This window comes from Escherichia fergusonii ATCC 35469 (assembly GCF_000026225.1).
GTDB lineage: Bacteria > Pseudomonadota > Gammaproteobacteria > Enterobacterales > Enterobacteriaceae > Escherichia > Escherichia fergusonii.
Genome location: NC_011740.1, coordinates 3,547,267 through 3,571,668, shown reverse-complemented (window position 1 = coordinate 3,571,668; position 24,402 = coordinate 3,547,267). Strand labels below are relative to the sequence as shown.

12 protein-coding genes are annotated in these 24,402 nt (G+C 53.6%); 4 read left to right on the top strand and 8 right to left on the bottom strand.

The genetic code is table 11. The annotated features are described in order from the left end of the window. Positions 1–53: 53 nt before the first annotated feature. On the bottom strand, positions 54–896 hold the full coding sequence (gene rlmJ / locus EFER_RS17540) for a 23S rRNA (adenine(2030)-N(6))-methyltransferase (RefSeq protein WP_002431787.1): 843 nt from the start codon (positions 894–896) through the stop codon (positions 54–56). Between the two features lie 202 nt (positions 897–1,098). On the opposite strand from rlmJ, the gene prlC reads away from it, so the two are divergent. Continuing rightward, the gene (prlC, locus tag EFER_RS17535; protein WP_002432833.1) at positions 1,099–3,141 is read left to right on the top strand and encodes an oligopeptidase A; all 2,043 of its coding nucleotides are present in this window, start codon (positions 1,099–1,101) and stop codon (positions 3,139–3,141) included. Positions 3,142–3,148: 7 nt separating this feature from the next. After that, positions 3,149–3,901, top strand: coding sequence for a 16S rRNA (guanine(1516)-N(2))-methyltransferase RsmJ (gene rsmJ / locus EFER_RS17530; RefSeq protein ID WP_000686614.1), 753 nt, complete (start codon positions 3,149–3,151; stop codon positions 3,899–3,901). 48 nt (positions 3,902–3,949) lie between these two features. Here rsmJ and dtpB read toward each other — a convergent pair whose 3' ends face one another. Both dtpB and uspA read right to left on the bottom strand, forming a co-directional pair. Beyond that, positions 3,950–5,419: a dipeptide/tripeptide permease DtpB gene (gene dtpB / locus EFER_RS17525; RefSeq protein WP_001098669.1), complete on the bottom strand. Its 1,470-nt coding sequence runs from the start codon at positions 5,417–5,419 to the stop codon at positions 3,950–3,952. 243 nt (positions 5,420–5,662) lie between these two features. Then, positions 5,663–6,097, bottom strand: coding sequence for a universal stress protein UspA (gene uspA, locus EFER_RS17520; protein WP_000323573.1), 435 nt, complete (start codon positions 6,095–6,097; stop codon positions 5,663–5,665). Positions 6,098–6,489: 392 nt separating this feature from the next. On the opposite strand from uspA, the gene uspB reads away from it, so the two are divergent. Beyond that, positions 6,490–6,825, top strand: a complete 336-nt coding sequence (gene uspB / locus EFER_RS17515; RefSeq protein WP_000626190.1) for a universal stress protein UspB — start codon at positions 6,490–6,492, stop codon at positions 6,823–6,825. A 51-nt stretch (positions 6,826–6,876) separates the two neighbouring features. Here the strand turns inward: uspB and pitA are convergent, their stop codons facing one another. Continuing rightward, on the bottom strand, positions 6,877–8,376 hold the full coding sequence (gene pitA / locus EFER_RS17510; protein WP_000902801.1) for an inorganic phosphate transporter PitA: 1,500 nt from the start codon (positions 8,374–8,376) through the stop codon (positions 6,877–6,879). A gap of 229 nt (positions 8,377–8,605) precedes the next feature. Here pitA and EFER_RS17505 point away from each other — a divergent pair, with 229 nt between their 5' ends. Then, the gene (locus EFER_RS17505; protein WP_000439245.1) at positions 8,606–9,799 is read left to right on the top strand and encodes a BaiN/RdsA family NAD(P)/FAD-dependent oxidoreductase; all 1,194 of its coding nucleotides are present in this window, start codon (positions 8,606–8,608) and stop codon (positions 9,797–9,799) included. 122 nt (positions 9,800–9,921) lie between these two features. On the opposite strand, the gene EFER_RS17500 is transcribed toward EFER_RS17505, so the two are convergent. The 4 genes from EFER_RS17500 to EFER_RS17485 form a co-directional block, all read right to left on the bottom strand. Beyond that, a complete protein-coding gene (locus tag EFER_RS17500; protein ID WP_104917745.1) occupies positions 9,922–11,085 on the bottom strand; it encodes an HlyD family efflux transporter periplasmic adaptor subunit in 1,164 nt (387 codons plus the stop codon). A gap of 7 nt (positions 11,086–11,092) precedes the next feature. After that, on the bottom strand, positions 11,093–13,270 hold the full coding sequence (locus EFER_RS17495) for a type I secretion system permease/ATPase (RefSeq protein ID WP_000198634.1): 2,178 nt from the start codon (positions 13,268–13,270) through the stop codon (positions 11,093–11,095). After that, positions 13,267–14,670: a TolC family outer membrane protein gene (locus tag EFER_RS17490; RefSeq protein WP_000517541.1), complete on the bottom strand. Its 1,404-nt coding sequence runs from the start codon at positions 14,668–14,670 to the stop codon at positions 13,267–13,269. Before EFER_RS17490 ends, EFER_RS17495 begins: the two co-directional genes overlap by 4 nt. 76 nt (positions 14,671–14,746) lie before the next feature. Continuing rightward, positions 14,747–23,893 carry a BapA/Bap/LapF family large adhesin gene (locus EFER_RS17485; RefSeq protein ID WP_001186813.1) on the bottom strand — a complete coding sequence of 3,049 codons (9,147 nt, stop codon included), beginning with the start codon at positions 23,891–23,893 and terminating at the stop codon, positions 14,747–14,749. Positions 23,894–24,402 lie beyond the last annotated feature (509 nt).

Sequence of the window (24,402 nt, the reverse complement as noted above, 5' to 3'; positions counted from 1 at the left end):
TTGATTACCGCGATTGTAGCGCGAGACGTAATAGGTGCCAGCAATGGCTGCAATTACTCTGGCACGATCCAGCTTACGGTGGCATGCCCGGTGCCAGCCGGAACCAGTTTGCTATGCAACCACGGCAACACGTTATTCATCTGCTGTTCCAGCTTCCACGGCGGGTTAATCACAATCATGCCGGAAGCGGTCATGCCACGGCGATCGCTGTCTGGCAATACCGCCAGTTCAATTTGCATAATCTTGCGAATACCGGTCGCTTCCAGATCGTGGATCATGCGCTTGATTTGCTGACGCAGCACCACTGGATACCACAGCGCGTAGACGCCTGTGGCAAAACGTTTATACCCCTCGTTAATGCCGCTGACCACCGCCTGATAGTCGGTTTTCATTTCATACGGCGGGTCGATAAGGATTAAACCACGGCGGGAAACCGGCGGCAGCTTGGCTTTAAGCTGCTGGAAACCGTCGGCTTTTTCCACGCGCGCACGGCTGTCTTTCTGAAATTCAGAACGCAGCAACGGGTAATCGCTCGGGTGCAGCTCGGTCAGTTGCAGACTGTCCTGCTCGCGCAGTAGCTGGCGAGCAATCAACGGCGAACCTGGGTAGTAACGTAACTGCCCGCTACGGTTAAAATGTTCCACCACGCTGATGTACGGTTCCAGCTCCGCAGGCAGATCGTCCTGCTGCCAGATACGGGCGATACCTTCGAGATATTCGCCGGTACGCTCGGCATGTTCACTGCCTAACTGATAACGTCCCGCACCCGCGTGGGTATCCAGATAGAGAAACGGTTTATCTTTCTCTTTCAGTGACTCGATGATCAGGCTCTGAACGGTATGTTTAAGGACGTCGGCGTGGTTGCCAGCGTGAAAGCTGTGGCGATAACTGAGCATGGGTAAAGGTGTTCCGGTAAGTAAAAATTGGCCCGTATTCGGGGCGCACAAAAGCCTATCAGGACAGTATACCGAAAAGAGGCCGTCGCCGCGAAAGCGTAACGTTTCTCATTGAAATTCACTACACTTAACCCCATGCTACACACATTATGTAAAGCGCCTGTTGAGCGCTTCCTTAACCTCTTTAACCAGGACTGCGCTAATGACGAATCCGTTACTGACTCCCTTTGAATTGCCTCCGTTTTCTAAAATTCTCCCGGAACATGTCGTTCCAGCCGTGACGAAGGCATTGAATGACTGCCGCGAAAATGTGGAGCGCGTAGTAGCGCAAGGGGCACCGTACACCTGGGAAAATCTCTGCCAGCCGCTGGCGGAAGTGGACGATGTGTTGGGGCGTATCTTCTCCCCGGTCAGCCACCTGAACTCGGTGAAAAATAGCCCGGAACTGCGTGAAGCCTACGAACAAACCCTGCCACTGCTGTCGGAATACAGCACCTGGGTAGGGCAACATGAAGGGCTGTATAAAGCGTACCGCGATCTGCGCGATGGCGATCATTACGCCACGCTGAATACGGCGCAGAAGAAAGCAGTTGATAACGCCCTGCGTGATTTTGAACTCTCTGGCATCGGTCTGCCGAAAGAGAAACAGCAACGCTACGGCGAAATTGCTACCCGTCTTTCCGAACTGGGCAACCAGTACAGCAACAACGTCCTTGATGCGACGATGGGCTGGACCAAACTCGTTACCGACGAAGCGGAACTGGCGGGTATGCCAGAAAGCGCGCTGGCGGCGGCAAAAGCCCAGGCCGAAGCGAAAGAACTGGAAGGCTACTTGCTGACGCTGGATATCCCAAGCTATTTGCCGGTAATGACCTACTGCGACAACCAGGCCTTGCGTGAAGAGATGTATCGCGCTTACAGCACTCGCGCTTCCGATCAAGGCCCGAACGCCGGTAAGTGGGACAATAGCAAGGTGATGGAAGAGATCCTCGCTCTGCGTCACGAACTGGCGCAACTGCTGGGCTTTGAAAACTACGCCTTTAAATCTCTGGCTACCAAAATGGCGGAGAACCCGCAGCAGGTGCTTGATTTCTTAACCGATCTGGCAAAACGCGCACGTCCGCAGGGCGAAAAAGAGCTGGCGCAACTGCGCGCCTTCGCCAAAGCCGAATTTGACGTCGATGAGTTGCAGCCATGGGATATCGCGTACTACAGCGAAAAACAGAAACAGCACCTCTACAGCATCAGCGACGAACAACTGCGTCCGTACTTCCCGGAAAACAAAGCGGTTAACGGCTTGTTTGAAGTGGTGAAACGTATTTACGGCATCACCGCTAAAGAGCGCAAAGATGTTGATGTCTGGCATCCGGATGTCCGTTTCTTCGAACTGTATGACGAGAACAACGAACTGCGCGGCAGCTTCTACCTCGACCTGTATGCCCGTGAGAACAAGCGCGGCGGGGCGTGGATGGATGACTGCGTAGGCCAGATGCGTAAAGCCGACGGTTCGCTGCAAAAACCGGTCGCTTACCTGACATGTAACTTCAACCGCCCGGTGAATGGTAAACCGGCGCTGTTTACCCATGACGAAGTAATCACGCTATTCCACGAGTTCGGTCATGGTCTGCATCATATGCTGACCCGCATTGAAACCGCCGGTGTATCCGGGATCAGTGGGGTGCCGTGGGATGCGGTCGAACTGCCGAGCCAGTTTATGGAAAACTGGTGCTGGGAGCCGGAGGCGCTGGCGTTTATCTCCGGTCACTATGAGACTGGCGAACCGCTGCCGAAAGAACTGTTGGATAAAATGCTGGCGGCGAAGAACTACCAGGCGGCGCTGTTTATTCTGCGTCAGCTGGAATTCGGCCTGTTCGATTTCCGTCTACATGCAGAATTCCGTCCGGATCAGGGGGCGAAAATCCTCGAAACTCTGGCAGAAATCAAGAAACTGGTTGCCGTTGTACCGTCTCCGTCATGGGGCCGTTTCCCGCACGCTTTCAGCCATATTTTCGCCGGTGGTTATGCGGCAGGTTACTACAGCTACCTGTGGGCTGACGTGCTGGCGGCAGATGCCTTCTCACGCTTTGAGGAAGAGGGTATTTTCAACCGAGAAACCGGGCAGTCGTTCCTCGACAACATTCTGAGCCGTGGCGGTTCAGAAGAGCCGATGGATCTGTTCAAACGCTTCCGTGGGCGTGAACCGCAACTGGATGCGATGCTGGAGCATTACGGCATTAAGGGCTGATCATTCAGTGAAAATCTGTTTAATTGATGAAACAGGCGCCGGAGACGGCGCCTTATCTGTTCTGGCGTCCCGCTGGGGGCTGGAGCACGATGAAGACAACCTGATGGCGCTGGTGTTAACGCCGGAGCATCTTGAATTGCGTAAGCGCGATGAGCCAAAACTTGGCGGCATCTTTGTTGATTTTGTTGGCGGAACGATGGCGCACCGTCGCAAATTTGGCGGTGGACGCGGTGAGGCGGTGGCGAAAGCGGTGGGCATTAAAGGCGATTATCTCCCGGACGTGGTGGACGCTACCGCAGGACTGGGGCGCGATGCCTTTGTGCTGGCTTCGGTCGGCTGTCGTGTGCGGATGCTGGAGCGTAATCCAGTCGTTGCCGCGCTGCTCGACGATGGACTGGCGCGTGGTTATGCGGATGCGGAAATCGGCGGCTGGTTGCAGGAGCGTTTGCAGTTGATTCACGCTTCCAGCCTGACGGCGCTGACTGATATTACCCCGCGCCCGCAGGTGGTCTATCTCGATCCGATGTTCCCGCATAAGCAGAAAAGTGCGCTGGTGAAAAAAGAGATGCGCGTGTTCCAGTCGCTGGTGGGGCCGGATCTCGACGCTGATGGGTTGCTGGAGCCTGCTCGGTTGCTGGCGACCAAACGCGTGGTGGTAAAGCGCCCGGACTACGCGCCACCGCTGGCGAATGTCGCCACGCCAAACGCGGTAGTTACCAAAGGACATCGCTTTGATATTTATGCAGGTACGCCGGTGTGAAAGTAAAGCAGGGTAGTGTTATTGCTACCCTGTTTTCTGCAAGAATAATTAATGGCTTTCCGGCGTCTCAATCATGCGTTTCAGCCACGGCACCATCAACAGCATCATTACTGCAACGCCTAGTGTAACCAGGCCAATTTTACCAAACACGTTGGTATAGACGGGCAGTGTCTCAAGTGGATCGGTAATATTGTCTGGTACTGCGGTAAATGTTGCCACATAGCCGCCCAGCAAGAACGCGGCAGCCTGCGTCAGGAACCACATCCCGATAATAAAGCCCATCAAATGCTGCGGCACCAGAGCGGCAACCATCGCCAGCCCCAGGGCGCTAATAAACAGTTCACCCAGGCTCTGGAACAAGTAAACCAGCACGATAAACCACGGCGATGTCAGCCCTTGTGTATCAGCAAACCACATTCCCGCAGCGGCGGCAGTAAGAAAGCCCAGCGAGCACATAAACATGCCGAGAGTAAATTTCATCGGCATCGAGAGATCTTTGCCTTTGCTGCCAAGACGGGTATAGATCGCAGCCAGAACAGGACTGGCAACCACCACCCAGAACGGGTTAAGCGCCTGGAAGCTGACCGGGTTGATGGAAAAGCCGAGAATTTCATGATGCACGTTGTTGATGGCAAAGAAGTTCAGCGACGTTGGCATTTGGGCGTAGAGAATGTAAAACACCACCGCTTCGAGCATCAGGACAAAGGCAACAAACATTTTATTGCGCCCGGTTTTATCCAGCTTGAGTGCCTGACGGAAGAAAATAAGGGTGACCACAATACACAGGGCAATCAATACCAGATTGGCGACTTCGACGTTGTGCATCAGCCAGGCGCAGACATAGACCATCGCGACCGTGCCAACCAGCACATAAAGCAACTTACTGAAACTCAGCGGTAAGAAGTCTGGCTCAGAACCAATATTTTTCACCATCCCACGGCAAGCAAAATAGACCAGCAGAGCGATTATCAAGCCTGCCCCGCATACGTTATAGGTTGCGGAATAACCATATTTCTCAGCAATAACCGGCGCGAGAGACAGCGACAGTAAAGAACCAATATTTATGGACATATAAAACAGCGTGAAAGCGCCATCCAGACGCGGATCTTTTGGCGGATAGCATTTCGATAACAGGCTCGCCGGGTTAGCTTTAAACAAACCGTTACCCACTGCGATAGTACCGAGGGCGATAAAAATCAGGTCAGGTTTGAGCAGGGAAATCCCGGTCATAAAATAACCGAGTGCCAGAACAATAGCGCCCAAAACAATGGTACGTTTTGTTCCTAACAGATGGTCACCGACATAACCACCAATCGAGATAAGACCATACACCAGGGCGGCGAATGCGCCGAAGGTGACAAATGCCTGTTCCTGGGAAAAGCCAAGTTGTTGAACAAAAAAAACCGCCAGAACGCCCTGAACGCCGTAATAGCCAAAGCGCTCCCATAACTCAACAAAGAAAATCATGAAGAACGGGCGCGGTTGCTGCATCAGGCCCGTAGGAGTTGTTGTATTCATATTTATTGCCTTCCAAAACCATCCAGAAAGTATGGACGCGTAAGCCAAAACGCGCGAAAAGTCGCGTTTACTATAGACTGTTGTTATTGGATGTGTGAATAGATTGATGCTCTGTTATTTCTCAAAATAATTAGTTGATCACACTAATTTTTTATATAAAAACAGAGTGCAATACTGAATTGATTAGGACTTTTACGACAAAAAAACGCCCGCAGATGCGGGCGTAGTGAATGGCAGGAAAGATTATTCTTCTTCGTCGCGCAGTGGGACGATCAGCATATCTACGTGAACGGTATTGATCAGCTGTCGAGCAGAAGACATCAGCTTGCTCCAGAAGTCCTGATGATGGCCACAAACCACCAGGTCCATATCATATTTTTTAATAGCATCGACCAGTACCTGCCCCAGATCGCCACTGCCGCTCAGGGTTTCAGTGATTGGATAACCGGCGTTGGTGGAAAGCTCAGTCAGCGCGTGATGTGTCTCTTCGGAGATACGCTTTTGCATATCACTCAGGTTAACATCAATAAGCCCCGTGTATAGGTCAGAGTAATTTACATCTACGTGGATCAGGGATACTTTCGCGTTATAAGGACGCGCCATAGAGACCGCTTTCTCTACCAGAACTTTACTTTCCGGGGAGAGGTCAACCGCGATAAGAATGTGTTTATAAGCCATAGTGTTACTCCTTCCATAAAGTTGTCGATGACTAGCCAGCTAGCGTTTCTTGTGCCGTCGCGTCACCCGCGTCCTGCGTACTTCCAGCGCGGGGCTAGCCCAGCCGTAAACAATATTGATAAGACCATCCTTACATTATAGTGACCTGGATGATCCGTCAATCAACCTTGCCTGGCCTTCAGTTAAACAAATTTTCCAGTAAATTGCATTGATAGTAGTTATCCTTCTGGAAAAATTTTTACCTCATCTCCTACACTATTAATTAAGCCGTTCGGATATTTCTTCAATATTGAGCGGTTTTTGGAAGTACTCTTTCTGAACTCTATGAAAAGTTATCGGAGAGCGTTAACCCCGGAGAGGGGACTCCGAGGGTAGGTCGCCGGGGAGGAGATATGATCAGCACCGTCGCATTATTCTGGGGTTTATGTGTCGTTTGCATCATCAACATGGCGCGTTACTTCTCATCACTACGTGCTCTACTTGTAGTACTTCGTGGTTGCGATCCATTGCTCTACCAGTATGTTGATGGCGGGGGATTTTTCACCTCACATGGTCAGCCTAACAAACAAGTACGGCTGGTGTGGTACATCTACGCTCAACGTTACCGTGATCACCACGATGAAGAGTTTATCCGCCGCTGCGAGCGTGTCCGTCGTCAGTTCATTCTGACCAGTGCGCTTTGTGGGCTGGTGGTGATTAGTTTGATTGCATTGCTGATTTGGCACTAAGGATAAAAAAAGCGGGCCAGTTTCCTGACCCGCTCATTTCAATACTGCCTGTTAGATAAACTGCAGGGAAATCCAGTACAGACCACCGGAAAGCAGAATTGCTGCTGGCAGGGTAAATACCCAGGCCATCAGAATACTGGTCACCGTTTTACGTTGCAGACCACCGCCATCAACGACCATCGTACCTGCCACCGAGGAGGAGAGTACGTGGGTTGTGGAAACCGGCATCCCGGTGTAACTGGCAAGACCGATGGAAACTGCAGCTGTCATCTGTGCTGCCATCCCCTGAGCATAGGTCATGCCTTTCTTACCGATTTTCTCGCCGATGGTCGTTGCCACGCGACGCCAGCCGATCATTGTACCAATACCCAGCGCCAGCGCGACCGCCATGATGATCCAAATCGGCGCATACTCGATGGTGCTCAGCATATCGCCCTTCAGTTTCTTCAGCAGTCGTTGATCGTCTGGGCTTACGCCCGGCATTTTCACCACTTTATCAATGGTATCGGACACGCACAGCATAATGCGGCGCATCTGACTACGTTGATCAAGCGTCAGTTTGTCGTAGCTTTCCACATCCGTAGTCAACATGCCTTTCAGGCGAGTCAGCGCGTTGATGGTATTAGCCGGATGACAATGGAACTCTTCAGGTTGTTCAGTGCCCGTTTGCGGAATAGGTACGATTTGCTCAGTTCCTGTCACTTGTTTCAGCAACGCAGAATTCTGCTCAAAGTAAGCTTCTACGTTATTGATGGCATCACGAGTACGGGTGATTTCGTAGCCAGAGGCATTCATGTTCACCACGAAGCCTGCCGGAGCAACGCCAATCAGTACCAGCATAACCAGACCAATACCTTTCTGACCATCGTTCGCTCCGTGGGAGAACGCTACGCCAATAGCGGAAAGGATCAGCGCGATACGCGTCCAGAATGGCGGTTTTTTCTTACCGTCTTTCTTTTCACGTTCTGCTGGTGTCAGGTGGATACGCGCACGCTTCTTGGTGCCGCTCCAGTAGCGACGTAGTAAGAAGATCAGGCCACCAGCAAACACCAGACCAACAATAGGAGAGAAAACGAGCGAACCAAAAATGCTCATTACTTTCGGGATGTTGAGTGCATCCACAACGGAGGTGCCGGTCATTAACGCATTGGTTAAACCAATGCCGATAATTGCGCCAATCAGTGTATGGGAGCTGGATGCTGGTAAACCAAAGTACCAGGTTCCGAGGTTCCAGATAATCGCCGCCAGCAACATAGAGAACACCATGGCAAGACCATGTGAGGAACCCATATTGAGCAACAAATCTGTTGGCAGCATATGCACAATGGCATAGGCCACACTGAGACCCCCAAGCAGAACACCCAGGAAGTTGAAGACTGCCGCCATTACTACTGCCAGCTGCGAACGCATCGCGCGGGTGTAGATAACGGTAGCCACCGCATTGGCTGTGTCATGGAAGCCGTTGATAGCTTCATAGAACAGCACAAAGGCCAGAGCAAGCAATAATAAAAGCCCGGTATGTAAATCCAGACCAGTAAACAAATGTAGCATAGGACGTTACGCCATTTTGAGGACATGAACGCGGCGCATTATCAGGGACTTTGGCGGCGCGGGCAAAGTGAAATCTGGACTTTTTTTGATTTGTCTCCTCCTTATTTACCTGCCACTAAAGAATTATCTTATATAATTCAGACAAATACTAAATTTAAGCAATATTGTTGCTGGTGCGACCACTTAGGAAACTTTACAATTCGCCCCCGTTTTTCAAGAGGAGTGCAACGTGGAAAGGTTTGATACCGTTATTATAGGCGCTGGTGCGGCAGGCATGTTCTGTGCTGCTCAGGCAGGGCAAGCAGGTAACCGGGTGCTGCTCATCGATAATGGTAAAAAACCAGGGCGTAAGATCCTGATGTCTGGTGGCGGGCGGTGTAATTTCACCAATATGTATGTCGAACCGGCTGCTTATCTGAGCCAGAACCCGCATTTCTGTAAATCAGCACTCGCACGCTATACCCAGTGGGATTTTATCGATCTGGTGAATAAGCATGGCATAGCGTGGCATGAGAAAACGCTTGGTCAGTTATTTTGTGACGACTCCGCCCAGCAGATTGTCGATATGTTGGTGGCAGAGTGTGAACAGGGAAACGTGACATTCCGACTTCGCAGTGAAGTATTGAGTGTCTGTCGTGGTGAAGATGGATTCATCATTGAACTAAACGGTGCCAGCGTGGCGGCAGATAAATTAGTTATCGCCAGCGGTGGGCTTTCGATGCCTGGTCTTGGTGCCTCGCCATTGGGTTATAAAATTGCCGAGCAATTTGGTCTTAAGGTATTGCCGACCCGTGCCGGGCTGGTGCCATTTACCTTACATAAGCCATTACTTGAACAACTACACGTTCTGGCAGGCGTTTCGGTGCCATCCGTTATCACGGCGGAAAACGGCAAAGTGTTTCGTGAAAATCTTCTCTTTACCCACCGTGGCCTTTCTGGTCCGGCAGTGCTACAAATTTCCAGTTACTGGCAACCCGGTGAGTTTGTGACAGTTAACTTATTACCCGATATCGATGTCGATGCGTTTCTCAATGAGCAACGTCAGGCGCATCCGAATCAAAGCCTGAAAAATACGCTGGCGATTCATCTGCCAAAACGTCTGGTAGAGTGCCTGCAACAGCTGGGGCAAATCCCGGATGTGGCTTTAAAGCAGTTGAATGTTCGTCAGCAGCAGGCACTTATCCCCACGCTCACCGAATGGCGTGTACAGCCAAATGGTACGGAAGGTTACCGTACCGCCGAAGTTACCCTCGGCGGTGTGGATACTAACGAACTCTCATCACGGACAATGGAAGCACGTAAAGTGCCTGGTTTGTACTTTATTGGTGAAGTCATGGATGTGACTGGCTGGCTTGGTGGCTATAACTTCCAGTGGGCCTGGTCGAGTGCCTGGGCCTGTGCGCAGGATTTGGTAGCAAAATAAGCCGTGTGACATAGGGAGGCTATGGCGTCGTGAAGTGCATGCCACAGCCACTCAACGTGATTTACCCACGGTGCAGCATCAATATGGCAGCCAGCCTGCGAACGTGCTTTTTGTCATGATTTTTAACGCTCGCGTAATGCTTCTCTGGCCCGATTGAACGGTTTGATTAAATAGTCGACGATGGTTTTTTCGCCGGTTTTGATGTCTACCGTGGCAATCATCCCCGGCACGATGGAAAAATGCCGCCCTGATTTGTTTTGCAAGTAATCCTGGTGCGTGCGGATAAACACGCGGTAGTAGAAAATTTCTGGTTTTACTTCATCCTGGATGGTGTCGGGTGAGATGGTTTCCACCACCCCTTCCAGACCACCATAGATGGCGTAATCCCAGGCGGTTATTTTGACTAGTGCTCGCTGTCCGGGGTGGATAAAGGCGATATCGCGTGGTGAGAGGCGCGTTTCAATCAGCAGGCGATCATCGACGGGGACAATTTCCATCATCTCGCCGTTGGGGGGAATGACGCCGCCAATGGTGGTGACTTTGATGTTTTTTACGATGCCACGCATGGGGGAACGCACGGTGAGGCGGGTGACGGAATCTTCCCGGCCTTTAATAATTGCCGAGAGCATTTCCACTTCGGCATTAGCTTTCGATAAGGCTTCGCGCGCCTGAACGTAATATTGCGCGCGCAAGTCAGTGATCTTTAATCCTAAATCGCTTTTTTGTCGTTGCAGGCGTAGCACCTCAACATGGCTGGCGGCACCGCTTTTTTGTAGCCGCTGGGTGATTTGCAACTCTTTATTGACCGAAACCAGGGCTTCCCGCAGTTCGGCTTCGGTGTCTGCCAGTTGCGCACGGCGGCTTTTATACAGGCGGGTTTCAGAGGCGATCAGTTCTGGCCAGTTGTTGAGCGAGGCCGGGAAGGTGAGCGGTAAATCGTTCACTTCAGCAGTCAAACGCGCACTGGAAGCCAGCGAGGCACGATATTTTGCTGCGCTTTCTCCAACATTTGATTGTGAGCGGGTCGGATCGAGGCGAGCCACGACCTGATTCGCCTCTACCCGGTCACCTTCGCGGACAGTGAGCTCTGCCAGAATGCCACCATCCAGCGATTGCAAAATTTGCTCGCGGGAACTGGGGATCACTTTTCCATTGCCGGTGGAGACTTCATCGACTTTACCAAACCAGGCCCAGACGCCAAGAATGGCAAACAATAGCGTGCAGAGAAAAATAATCCGGCTGGCCCCGGAAAACTCGCGCTCGCGGCGGATATCCAGATCTTCCATTGCAATATCATGCGGACTGGTTTTCATTCTTCCACTCCTTTGCGTTTGCCCGGCTGCCGCTAAGCGCCTGTGCTTTCGGTGCGTCCATCACCAGTTGCCCTTCTTTTAGCACCACTACGCGCTCAACCAGTTCAAGAATCGGCACCCGATGAGTTGCGACGATGAGCGTGCGGTTGCCAAGCCAGGGGATCATCCGCTGGATAAACTCCCGCTCGGTATGCTCATCCAGCGCGGCGCTGGGTTCATCCAGCAGGACAATGTTTGGCGATCGCAATAACATACGTGCCAGCAGAATTGACTGCCGCTGCCCACCCGATAAGCCATTACCGCCTTCCATCACCGGGTGATCCAGCCCTTTTGCCAGCCGCTTAACAAACGTTGCACCGCCGCTTATCTCCAGTGCCTCGAAGAGCTGCGCATCGCTGGCATGTGGAGCGCCAAGCGTTAAATTTTCCCGCAGCGTGCCATAAAACAGGCGGGCGTTCTGGCTGAGAAAGCCTATGTTGCGGCGTAAATCCGCCATATCGATTTGCGATAAACTGAGACAATCAAGACGGACATCCCCTTCAACCAGCTCCATGCCGCCTGCCAGCGCCTGTAATAGCGTTGATTTTCCGGCACCGTTACGACCGAGGATCGCAATCTTCTCGCCGGGCCTGATTTCCAGATGTGAGATCCGAAGTGGAATGCGTTGATCTTCATGGTGGTAGCGAAATTGCGCATTCTCAAAAACATAGTGGCCGTGGAAGATCTCCTGATGTACCCGGTTTTCGTCGCCTCCGGTTTCACTGGGCAGTTGCATAATGCTGTCGAGACCCGTTTTGGCTGCTTTGACCTGCTGCCAGCGGGCCAGCACGCCGCAGAGATTTGCCATCGGCGCAATCATCCGCGAACCAAGCATTGATGCCGCCACCACGGCCCCGGTGGTCAGGGTGCCATCAATCACCATTGGCGCGCCGAACATAATCACCGCCGCGTAAACCAGGCTTTGAACCGACATCCCCCAATTGATTAACCCCTGCGTCAGTCGTCGGGTGCGTAAACCAGACTCACCCGTGATACGGATGTAACTGTTCCATTGCTGCAAAAAACGGTTCTCTGCCTGCATCAGTTTGATATCTTCCAGCCCCTGTACGCTCTCGACCAGCACGGCATTGCGCAACGTTGCTTCGTGCGCCGCCTGATTCGCCAGTACGGCCAGTTTTTTCTGCAACAAAAGCCCCGGCAAAATCATCAGCAAGGCCGCGACCGGGGCGATCCACGCCAGCGGTGGGGCTATAATCGCCAGTACGATGATAAACAAGAAGAAAAATGGCAGATCGACAATGGTAGAAAGCGTGGAGGAGGTGATCATCTCGCGGATCTGTTCCAGCTCGCGCAGTTGGGAAATAAAGCTGCCGGTGGAGCGGGGGATGGCGCTGTTTCGTAGCCGCAGGGCGTGGCTGAATACGCGGTCAGAAATACGCATATCGGCGCGTTTGCCGAGCACATCCATAATGTGGGTGCGCGCTTCGCGCAGCAAAAAGCCAAATATCACCGCGACCAGCACACCCAGCGAGAGCACATACAGTGTGGGAAAAGATTGCGCGGGGATCACCCGATCGTACACCTGCATGGAAAAGACGATCCCGGCAAGCGAAAGAACATTAATCAAAAATGCGGCAATCATCACCGGCAGATACGGGCGAACATCCTGCATCACCAGTTCGCGCATCCAGTCGGGCTTAAAGCGGGAAATATAGCTGTCGACGCGACGGTCTTTCAGCGCCGAGAGCGGGCGCAGTGCCGTGAGGGTGCCGATCTCAGGTATTAGTTGGCTAAGAGTGAGACGGTTGCGTTGGCCTTCTTCTTCGCCAGTGATAAACACATCCAGCACATCTTCACCGTTAAAATTTTCGATAACCATCAGATGCCCATTTTTTAACTCGGCCACCAGCGGCAAGCGCCACTGACTAAAATCGGGATTATCTGCCTCGAGAAGATGAAAGGAGAGGCCACCCTGGCGCGCCAGTTGGGTCAGGGCCTGCGTTTTATTTTTCCCGGCAAACCACGGAGCGTTAGCCTGAATCGCTCCCGGTGAGCAGGCGATGCGGTAATGGCTGGCAGTATGGCTGATGGCTCGCGCCCACTGGCTGAGGACGCGTTCATCACATGTCTGGTTAAACGGTGGCGCGGTGCGGGTCATGGCTGGATCTCCACGGACTGAATGCGGCGGTTGTTGAGGGCAAATGCCTGACGCAGCGTGCCGGTGTTATACAGGCAGTTCAGTTGCAGCTGCCGAAGCTGGCTCTGGATTTGCAGTTCTGCAAAACGCGCCTGATACACCTCCTGCTCGGCGTTGAGTACATCCAGCAACGGGCGCGAACCGAGGTCGAGATATTGCTGTTGATACAATTCGCGCGTGCGTTCGCTGAGCTGTTGCTGGCGGCGCAGAATTTGTAACGCGCTGGCGAGGCTCATTGACTGGCTACGTGAATCCAGCAGTTTTCGCCGCACCTCAAGACGGGTGCGCTGAATTGCCGATTGTGCCGATTCCACCGCGTGGCTGGCGGCATTGCGCCGTGCGGTCAGCCCGCCGCCCTGATAGATGGGCATCTCTACTTTGACCATTGCGGTATATTGCGTTTTATCGAGCACATCGTGGCTGGGGTATTTGTCGTTGAGATAGTGCTGAACGGACGGTTCCAGCGAGATGGTGGGCGTCATTTGTGCGTTGGCGTAATCGAGATTAGCCTGCGCCACATTTGCCTGCGCCCAGGCCGCTAACACGGCAGGGACTAAGCGATCGTCGGGTTTGGCTTGCTCACAGCTACCGTCCAGTTTGTGGGGGAAATCATTGCTGATGGCGTTGAGCGAGTTCCAGCCAAGCATACTCATCAGCGAGGCTTTGGCGCTGTCGAGATCGGCCTGATACTGTGCCAGTTGCGAGCGTGCCGCCTCGATTCGTGCATCGGTTTGCACCACGTCAGACATCGACGTAGCGCCTTCATCGTTGCGCTGCCGGGTCAGTTTGCCGATACCGTTAAGTGCAACCAGTTGTTCTTCCGCAGCTTCGACCATCTGCTGCGCTGCCTGCACCTGCACAATGGCGTTTGCCGTTTCATGCGCCACGCTATCAATACTCAACAACACGTTGGCCTGCTCTTCGGCAGCGCCTGCGCTTTCGGCGCGCACCTGGCTTGCGACTTTGCCGAAGTCATAGAGCATTTGGGAGATCGACAACACCAGCGCGGGGCTGTAGCCGTGGTCGAGATAGGTATTGCTATAGCCGTTGTTCACCCCGGCGCTAATCTGTGGGTAGTATTTTGCTTTCGCCACTTCAATCTGTTCATTTTGCGACAGCAATTTGCCGACGGCTTCGCTGATTGAAGGATGCCAGTTCACCGCGCGACCGACCGCCTCATTAAGCATTAATGTTCCTGGTGCTGCCGGGCTGAGCGGTAATTGCGCCGCCGAGCCATCGAGAGAAGGCAGCATCTGGTCTGCGGCGAGGGTTTCAGAGGAGATCGGTAGTTCTTGTGCATTGAGATGCCCGCAACTGAGCGCCAATGCCACTAATGCCGCGACGCAGGCCATTTTTCCCATAATCTATCCCTTTGAAAATCAAAATAACTACCGTTGCCCCGGTGGTCATCGCCTCCGGGGCTGTTTCGCGTTTTTGTCAGGTCACAATGTGATTTTGTTGAATTAACTCATCGAGCGTGGTGGTGACGTTTTCCAGTGTTACCAGATTGGTTGAGTTGAAGGTGGCGCCGCTACCGTCGCGATCAATAGCGATCACCGTGTTGTTGCCGTTACTGGTGACACTGAGATAGTTGCCAAGCGTGGCGTTATCGCCGTTCCAGCCGACTAACAGATCGCCAATATCGATCTTGTCGCCCTGTGCCAGCGAGAAGTTGCTCCAGCTATCCGTGGTGCCGTTCCCGCCGGTGGCATCGGTGGTATTAAGTAGCTCATAGATCAACGTATCGCCGTAGGCGCTGCCGATAACGCGGTCGGCTTCGGCGGTGCTGACCACCTGCGGGTTCATCTCAATGGTTAGCATGGCGCTGTCGCTATGCCCGTTTTGGTCATTGAGGGTGTAGGTGAAGGTCTCCTTCGAGGTGATGTTAGCCAGTGAAACGCCGCTGTTGAGTTGGTAGGTATAGCTACCATCCAGCTCCATGGTCAGTACGCCGTACTTACCGTTGATGGTGGCGTTTGCTTCACTGCCGCTCTGGGGATCAAGCGTTGCGCTACTGCCGCCCGCGCCAGTGACCGTGAGAAGGGTATTGACGCTGGCAATATGGTCATCGTCATAAATATTGCCCGTGACGCTGTTGCTACCGCTGGTTTCGAAGTTATCCAGATCAACCAGCGTGCCGCGCAGACTCGGGGTAACGGTGATTTGGCCTACGCCTAACGCGCCGACATTCCCCTCATAACGCAGCAGATAGTTACCCGCATGTAAGTCAATGCCGGTCAATGGAATATCGAGATTGCCGCCGAGTAGCAGACCACCGTTAAACGAGCCGGCAGTTATCTGTGCGCCGTTGCTGTCAAGCAGCGTCCAGTTAACGGTTAAACCGCCCAGCGATAAGAGTGAGGAGACATTAAAGTGCAACACTGCGTTATGGACGGCGGTTCCGGCGGCGACTTCAATGATTCCGCTACCGGAGCCGGATGTGGCGGATAACAGTTTTGCCGCCCACGAGGCATTCCCCACGCTGTTATCCGTAAAGCTCTGCGAGGTATCCTGCAATGTGGTCACCGGCATCAGGCTACTGGTGTCGTTCACCGCATCCAGCGGCTGTGGCGTGGCGGTGATATTCAGCGAAGCACTGCTGGTATCGCCGTTCGGCGCGGTTACTGTGTAAACAAAGCTGTCTGGTGTTTTGATGCTGTCTGCGCCAATACCGCTACGCAGGGTATAGCTGTAATTCCCGGCAGCGTCGATGGTCAGCGTGCCATATTGCCCTTCAATTTCCGTGGTGCCCGTTGCCGCTATCGCCACGCCATTGACGGCGGTAACGACCGTGCCTGCTGGCGCCGAGTCGTTAGTCAGAATGTCTCCCTGAGTGGTTCCGGCAAGTGAACTGACGGCGTAGCTGTGATCGGCCTGAATATCGAGATTATAAAACGTCGCCAGCGCCAGACCGCCGGAGGAGTTGAGCAGGAACAGATAGTCACCGCCCGGTAGCGTGATGGTTAACGGCGTTGAGCCACCGCCCAGCAGCGCCGTGACCCAGCGAGGTTCTACCCGGTATTGTTCATACTGTTGAATGGCATCGTTAAAGCGATAGATGTAGAGATCAAAACCGCCAAGGGTCACGCCAAGTACGCTTGCCTGAACCGTAATGGTGCGGGTTTCACCCTCCTCAACGTTGAAAATAATGGGATCGGTCAGCCCTTCCACCAGGCTGACATCCAGCAGATTGCCAAGGCCTACGCTTGCAAGCGTAAAGCCCGTTTGATCTGACGGGCCGTTGTCGGTTGCACTCACCTGAGTATTAAAGATGAGTGAGGCGCTGTCATCGGCGGCGGTGACGCTACCCGGTGCTGGCGCGTCTCCCAGCGTCACGACCAGTTTTGCTGAGGACTGAGCGCCATCGTGGCTGAGCGTGTAGGTGAAACTTTCGCTACGCCCATAAACCGATGCCGAGGTATTGGTGAGTGTATAGGTGTAGCTCCCGTCCTGGTTGATATGCAGGATGCCGAATTGCCCCTGCACATCTATACCGCCAGAAGGTACAGTAATCACATTACCGGTAGCATCGGTGACAGATGTCACTAAGGTTCCGGCAGGGGCGTTATCCTGACCATTGCCGGGATCGATATCGGTAATCACGTTGCCAGTATCGGTTAATTCGCCGGTAAGCGTTCCTGCGCTGGTTTTCGCCAGTGAAACATCCAGACTGGTATACGCACCGGTTGCCAGCAGGCTGGTGTTATAGCTAACGACCCGATAATCGCCACCGGAGAGACCGTCGTAGTTGAGCGTAACGCCCGATGCGCCGAGAGTGAGCAAATCAGCGAATTGCGGTTTGGCGGTATCGATAATGGTGACCCAGGCGTTGAGTTCGGTATCAAAGCGCTGAATGACAATCTCCATTGTGCTTAACAACGACAGCACCACACCGGTTGCGGCGGCATTGATGGTGATAGCGCCGCTACCGCCTTCATCAATACTGAAATTCACCGCTGCGGTGTCGGTGCCCAGCACATCTGCGACCGTCCCCAGGGCATTAACCAGCAGGAAACCGTAATCGCTATGGTGTTCGTTGGTAATGCTGGCGTTGGTTTGCAGTGCCAGGTTAATCACATTGTCTTCAGCCAGCAGTGGTACGATCGGTGCGGTTACTGAAATGGCCGGAGAGCTGTTGCCCGCCGCATCCGTTGCACTTACCGAAAGCACTTCGCCATCTATTTGCCGCACCGGCAGCGTTACGCTGTAAACGCCATTATTGTTTGCCGTCGCCGTGACGGTTGTACCACCCGGTAAGGTGATGGTGACGGTGCTTCCCGCTTCGGCAATACCGTTGATGGTGCTGCCATCGGCACTGATTTGTGCCGTGGGCGAGGGTGGTGGTGTGGTATCAACCACAATGGTGGTTTCCAGCGACATATCGCTGGTATTACCTGCGGCATCGGTCGCGGAAATCGCAAACGCATGTGACCCCTGGACTAAATCTTCTGCTGGCGTGTAAGTCCAGTTCCCGTTCTCATCTGCCGTGACGCTGGTGATTAGAGTGCCGTTGTCATAAATATTGATGGTGGCGTTCGCTTCGGCGGTTCCGCTGAGTTCAGGGCGCGCGTCGTTGGTGGCTTGCCCGTTAGCCAACGGCCCATTAAAGACACCCCCGGCAACATCATCCACAACGGACGAAAGTGTTGGTACTGCCGGCAGGACGGTATCCACTGTCAGGGTAAAGTCTGGCGATGCCGGACTGGTATTACCGGCGCTGTCGGTGGCGGTAACGGTCAGCGTATGGAAGCCCTCGCCCAGCGGTGTTTGCGGCGTTAAGCTCCAGTTGCCCTGAGCATTGACGATGGTGGTGCCAATTGAGACGCCATCGCTGAGAACTGTGATGGTTGCGCCCACTTCCCCGGTGCCGCTGAGTGCCGGGCGGGTTTCATTGGTGGTTTGACCGTTGGCGATGATGCCTGTCACCGGCGTGGTATGGTCCTGCACTGTCACAAGCGTTGGCGCCAGCGGTGCCACGGAATCCAGCCTAATCGTGAATGGCGTTGATTCTCCGCCGGTATTTCCGGCGCTATCCGTTGCTGCCACCGTAAAGCGATGCTCGCCCTGATTCAGCGCCTCATCAGGCGTAAAGCTCCAGTTGCCGTCATCGTCGGCACGGGTGGTGCCAATTTCCGTACCATTATCAAAAATAGTAATAGTGGCGTTGGCTTCAGCGGTGCCGTTCAGGGTGGGTTGCGTGTCGTTAGTGAGCTGCCCGTTACTGAGTTGGCTGCTGCCCGGCTGGTCATCAATCACCGTGGTAATGACCGGGATGGCAGGTGGCAGTGTATCGACGACCAGTTCAAACGCAGAGGTGGGATTGCTGACGTTACCCGCCGCGTCGGTGACCGTCGCGGTAAGCGCATGGAAGCCCTCACCCAGCGGTGTCGTGGGGGTGTAGTTCCAGTTGCCATTTTCATCGGCTGTGGTCGTGCCAATGACAGCGCCGTTATCGCGGATGGTCACCAGCGCATTGGCTGCCGTAGTACCCTCAAGGGTAGGTGTATTGTCGTTGGTAATCTGCCCGTAGGTCAGAACTTGCTCGCCGCCGACGTTATCGGTTACCGAATTAATCAACGGGGCGTCCGGCAGCGCTGTCGTAATGGTAATGGTGTATTGTGCGGAAGGATCGCTCAGATTACCCGCGCCGTCGCTGGCGCGGACAGTAAACGTATGGTCGCCTTCCCCCGGCGTAGTTTGCGGCGTAAAGCGCCAGATGCCGCTGCCGTCGGCGCTGGTGGTGCCTATTTCCACGCCGTTATCATAAATGGTGATAATGGCGTTCGCTTCTGCCGTGCCGTTCAGGGTCGGCAGCGGATCGTTCGTCGCCTCGCCATCAGCGACCGTGCCGATATCTGGCGAAACGTCATCCGTAATGCTGGTGATCGTTGGCGCAACGGGCGCGACGGTATCAATGGTGATGGCATAATTGGGTGATTGACCGCTACTGCCATCGCTGGTGAGCTGCGAGGCGGTAAAGTTGTAAGTGCCGCCCTCGCTCAGCGGTTCGGTTAGCTGGTAGCTCCAGTTGCCGCTGCCATCGGCGGTGACCGTGGTCAGTTCATCACCATTTTGATAAATCGTCACCACAGCCCCCGCTTCGGCGGTTCCCCGCAGTAGCGGCAGCGTATCATTAGTGGCGCTTCCGTTGCCGGTAACGCCCAGACCTGGCGCCACATCATCAACCACTTCAAGAGTAGGCGGTAACGGCAGACCCGAGTTTGACGCAGTAAACGGTGTGCCTGGTCCCTGGTTGCCTGCCGCATCCTGTGCGATAGCTGTCAGGGGCGCGCCAGAGGTTTGTGCCGGAGAGAGCGTAACGCTGTATTCGCCCGTTGTTGCATTAGCCACGGTGCTGCCGAGCACGGTGTCGCCGCTATAGATAATGACCGTACTGCCTGCTTCTGCCACACCGCTGATTCTGGTGCCATCATCGGCGACCAATGTCACTTCTGGCGCATCAGGTGGTGTGGTATCGAGATTGAGCGTGACGGGTGTTGCCGACGAAATGGCATTACCGTTGCTGTCCTGGGCTATGAAGGTGAGGGCGTTTACTCCGTTCGTTAATGGAACATCGACCGACCAGGTGCCATTTTCCCCGACGGTAACCGTCGCCACGGGAACGGGACCATTATTGTTATAAATCGCAATAGTCGAGCCGGGGATCCCGCTGCCGCTCACGGTTGGCGAGGTATCGTTGGTCAGGCCGCCATTGGTTAACGGCCCGGTAATTGCCGCCACATCATCCTCAATATCAGTCACCAGCAGCGGCGTGGTATTCACGCTAAACGATACGCTGTTGGAATCGCCGCTGGGGTTGCCTGCCGCATCGGTCGCTTTGGCGGTCAGCGTGTAGCTGCCATCGGTCAGCGGGGTTGTGGGGGTAATACTCCACTGACCCTCGGTCACCGTGGCGGTGCCGATAACCGTAGTGCCATTGTATAAGGTGATTGTTGTGCCATCGATGCCGCGACCATTGATGGTCGGCGTGTTGTCGTCGGTGATCGCCCCGTTTGCCAGATTGCCCGTGTAGGTGCCCGCATTATCATTGACAGTATCAATGGTTGGCGCAGCAGGTGGCGTGAGATCGATATTGAGCGAAATTGCCGTCGACGGCTCGCTGATATTGCCCGCCGGATCGGTTGCCGTGATGGTTATCTGATAGCTGTCCTCAGGAAGGTCAGTTTGTGGGGTAAAGCTCCAGTTGCCGTCAGCATCGACGATTGCCGTCCCCAGCGGCGTGGTGTTGTCATCAAGATAAACCGAAATGACATCACCAGCGGTGCCTGTTCCGCTAAAGGTTGGTGTGGTGTCGTTGGTATTGCCATTAGTGACAACGCCGATGACCGGATCGCGATTGTCGCTGATTGTCGGCGCACCAGGCTGCGTCGGTGCCGTGTTATCAACATTGAGCGTGAAGCCAGGCGACAGGATGCCGGTGTTACCTGCGACGTCAGTTGCTGTGGTGGTGAAAATATGCTGCCCCTCGTCAAGGGCCTCTGGCGGCGTGAAACTCCATGTGCCGTCAGTCTGAACGACGGCTGTGCCAATTTCTGTGTCGTTATCGTAAACAGTGATGGTAGCGCCAGGTTCACCGCTGCCTGTGAGTTCTGGCGATGTGCTTTTTGTACTGCCGCCATTGTTGAGAGAGAGTGAGGTATCGCCGACAAGGCCTTCGGCCGCCAGGATCACCGGAGCGGTTGGTGGCGTGGTATCGATGGTCAGAATAAAGGTGCCAGCATTGCTGGCCGTTCCCGCGGCGTTAGTGGCGATGGCTGTCAGCGTATGGGAACCTTCGCTCAACGGTTGAGTCAGTTGATAACTCCAGTTGCCGCCCGTCGGAACAGCAAAGGTGGCGATGGGGATATCGCCATCATACAGCGTGATGCTCGTCCCTTCCGGGCCTGTACCGTTCAGCACCGGCAGATTGTCATCCGAACGGCTTTCGGTCTGGAGATTGCCCTGAACGCTGCCGACATCATCCGTCGCGGTGGCAATGGTCGGTGCGTCGGGTTTCGAGGTATCAACGTTGATGGTGATAACGGCTGGCTGTGCGGTGCTGTTGCCTGCGGCGTCGAGTGAAGTAACCGTTAACCGGTGTTCGCCAGGAGTAAATGCCTGATTAGCCGCGACAGTGTAACTCCAGGAGCCAGACGTGCCGATAAGTACAGTGGTTAACAGGATGCCATTATCATAAAGGCTTACCAGCGAGCCGGGTTCGCCCGTTCCGGAAATGGTCGGGCGGGTATCGTCGGTGATCCCATTGTTATTCGCCACGTTGCCGGTAATCGAACCGACATCATCATTCACCAGTGTAATGGTTGGGGCCGTGGGGGCCACGCTATCGACAAATAAACTCCAGGTAGTGCTGCCACTGGTGTTGTTGCTGGCATCGCTGGCGGTAAAGCTCAGGGTGTGGCTTCCCTGAGCGAGTGCCGCTGTCGGTGTCCACGACCAGTTACCATCGCCATCGGCGGTGACCGTTGTCAGTAAGGTGCCATTATCATAAATCTTCACCAGCGAGCCTGCCGCCGCAGTACCATTGATTTGCGGTTTATCGTCGTTGGTCAGGCCGCCGTTTGCGATCGGGCCGATATTGCCTGCGACATCATCGGTAATTTGGGTAATAACTGGCGCGGGCGGTGCGGTGAGATCCGGTGCCGTCGCCGTGGTTCCCGGCCCGGTATTGCCGCTACTGTCGGTAGCGCTGGCTTCAACGGTTTCGCCATCGGTTAATGCAGGCGTCAACGCAACGGTGAAATTGCCATTAATATCGGCCATCGCTTCACCGAGGTCATTACCCTCACTGTCTTTAATATGGACCGTGCTGCCTGGTTCTGCAGTACCGCTCACCGAAGTACCATCAACCGCGACCAGCACATTTTCCGGCGCGGCAGGGGCGGTAGTATCTACAATTGTTGGTGCGGTGGCGGATGAGCCAGGGCTGTTATTACCCGCAGGATCGGTTGCCACAGCCGTCAGCGTATCGCCGGTTGTCTGGTTAGGGAACAGCGGAACAGTGAAATTACCGTCGCCATCCGCTTGCGCATCTCCCAGTTTATTGCCGCTGCTGTCGGTAATGGTCACGGTACTGCCCGGTTCGGCAGTACCGCTTACGGAGGTGCCGTTTTCTGCGACTAAGACATTTTCCGGCGCAGCAGGGGCGGTTGTGTCGGGAGCGATGACATTACTACCAGCACTGGTGTTACCCGCATTATCAGTCGCTGTAGCCGTGAGTTTCTCACCGTTCGTCTGTGCAGGGGAAATGGTTATGGTGAAGTTGCCGTTACCATTTGCTATCGCTTCGCCCAGCGTATTGCCGTTGCTGTCTTTTATGATAACGATGCTGCCCGCTTCAGCGTTCCCACTGACTGAGGTGCCATTTCCTGATACCACGACGTTTTCCGGCGCAGCAGGCGCGGTTGTGTCGGGAGCTGTTATACCTGTGGGGGTACCGATATTTCCCGCCGGATCGGTGGCGATAATAGCCAGTATTTCCCCATTCGTCTGAGGCGGGGTAATGGAAATGTTAAATTTGCCGTCTGAGTTTGCGATGCCGCTTCCCACGGTATCGCCATTACTATCGACAATTACTACGGTGTTACCCGGTTCGGTAGTACCGGAAACTATTGTACCTTCGCTGTTAATTGTTGGATTAGTGACTGCCGAGGGGGGCGTGGTATCAACGGTAAACGGTGGAACAGCCGTTGCCGTGCTGACATTACCGTCAGCATCGGTCTGGGTAATTGTCAGATTATGTTCGCCTTCGCCTAACGGGGTGTTCGGGGTAAAACTCCAGGTACCGTTACTGGCGACTTCTGTTTTACCCAGTAGTACGCCATTACTGTCATAAACAGAAATGATATTACCCGCAGTGCCTCTACCGCTCAGGGTCGGTGTAGCGTCATCGGTAACGCCACTGGCAGGCACTGCTCCTGTAATCGAACCCGTATTATCTGTAATGCCAGTTATCTCTGGAGCACTGGGAGGCGTCGTGCCATTTCCATCATCTGATCCTCCCTCGCCAGGAGAGTCGTTTCCCGGATCACTACCGTCATCAGTTCCACCATCCCCACCCCCTGGATTACCATTTCCGGGATCCTCTCCACCATTCCCACCGCCAGGAGTGCCGTTGCCCGGATCATCATTATGAGAGCCTCCACCGCCGCCACCACTGCTGGCTGCTATTGCCACACCTCCTGCGACCGCTGCGCCACCCAGAAGCCACGGCCAAACTGCTCCCCCTTCATGGCTGCTTTCACCAGCCATGAGCGGTGTTAAATCATCAATGGGCTGAAAATGAAATACCCCGTCGGTATCCTGTACCCACCACAGCGTCCCGTTATCCTCTTGCAGAACAAGCTGACTGGCCCCCTGATCGTTGGTTACGTAAAAGTTTTTTAAAACAATTGTTTCACCAGAATGGAGAGTAATAACCAGATCCTGATTTATCCGCGCCAGTTTGCTGATTTCATCGCGAGATACCGCAAGTTTAATAATGGACGGTGCATTAAGATTAATTTCAGAAGCCTGGACATCGCTGGAGACACCCGTCAATTTTGAGACAACAGTAAGCTGCTGCATTTCTTCACTCCTGATGATATTTGCTCTCGTATTAGCTGTTTTCAACTAGCCCAGGTCTAAATTTCAGACGAGCGATGCCATACATCATCCTGGATGAATTTTTTTAGACACGATTAATTACGTGCGGCGCAGAGAGCTGGATTTTAATTTGTAAGTCCTGTCTTATTTTAATGGACTAGTTCTTTTGTATTAGATGATATAGTCAGAAAGATAGATTTATGCAAATTTCGCACTATAAAATTAATGTTAAATATATAAGATAGCGTTGTGATTTTATGAAAAATAGTAATGATTTCAATTAGTAAAACCTATTCTTTCGATGAAGATACTGATGACTTTTTAATCCAATTAAACAAGGCGTGAGAAGAATATATTTTCGGTCAGACACTTTGTTCCTGGCTACATAAGATCGCTAATTGTCCCCAAATCAGTTATGGAATACAAAATCCGATAATTAATTCTGTGGTTGTATGCTTTGCATCATCTTATAAACATTTGTCATGACGGGC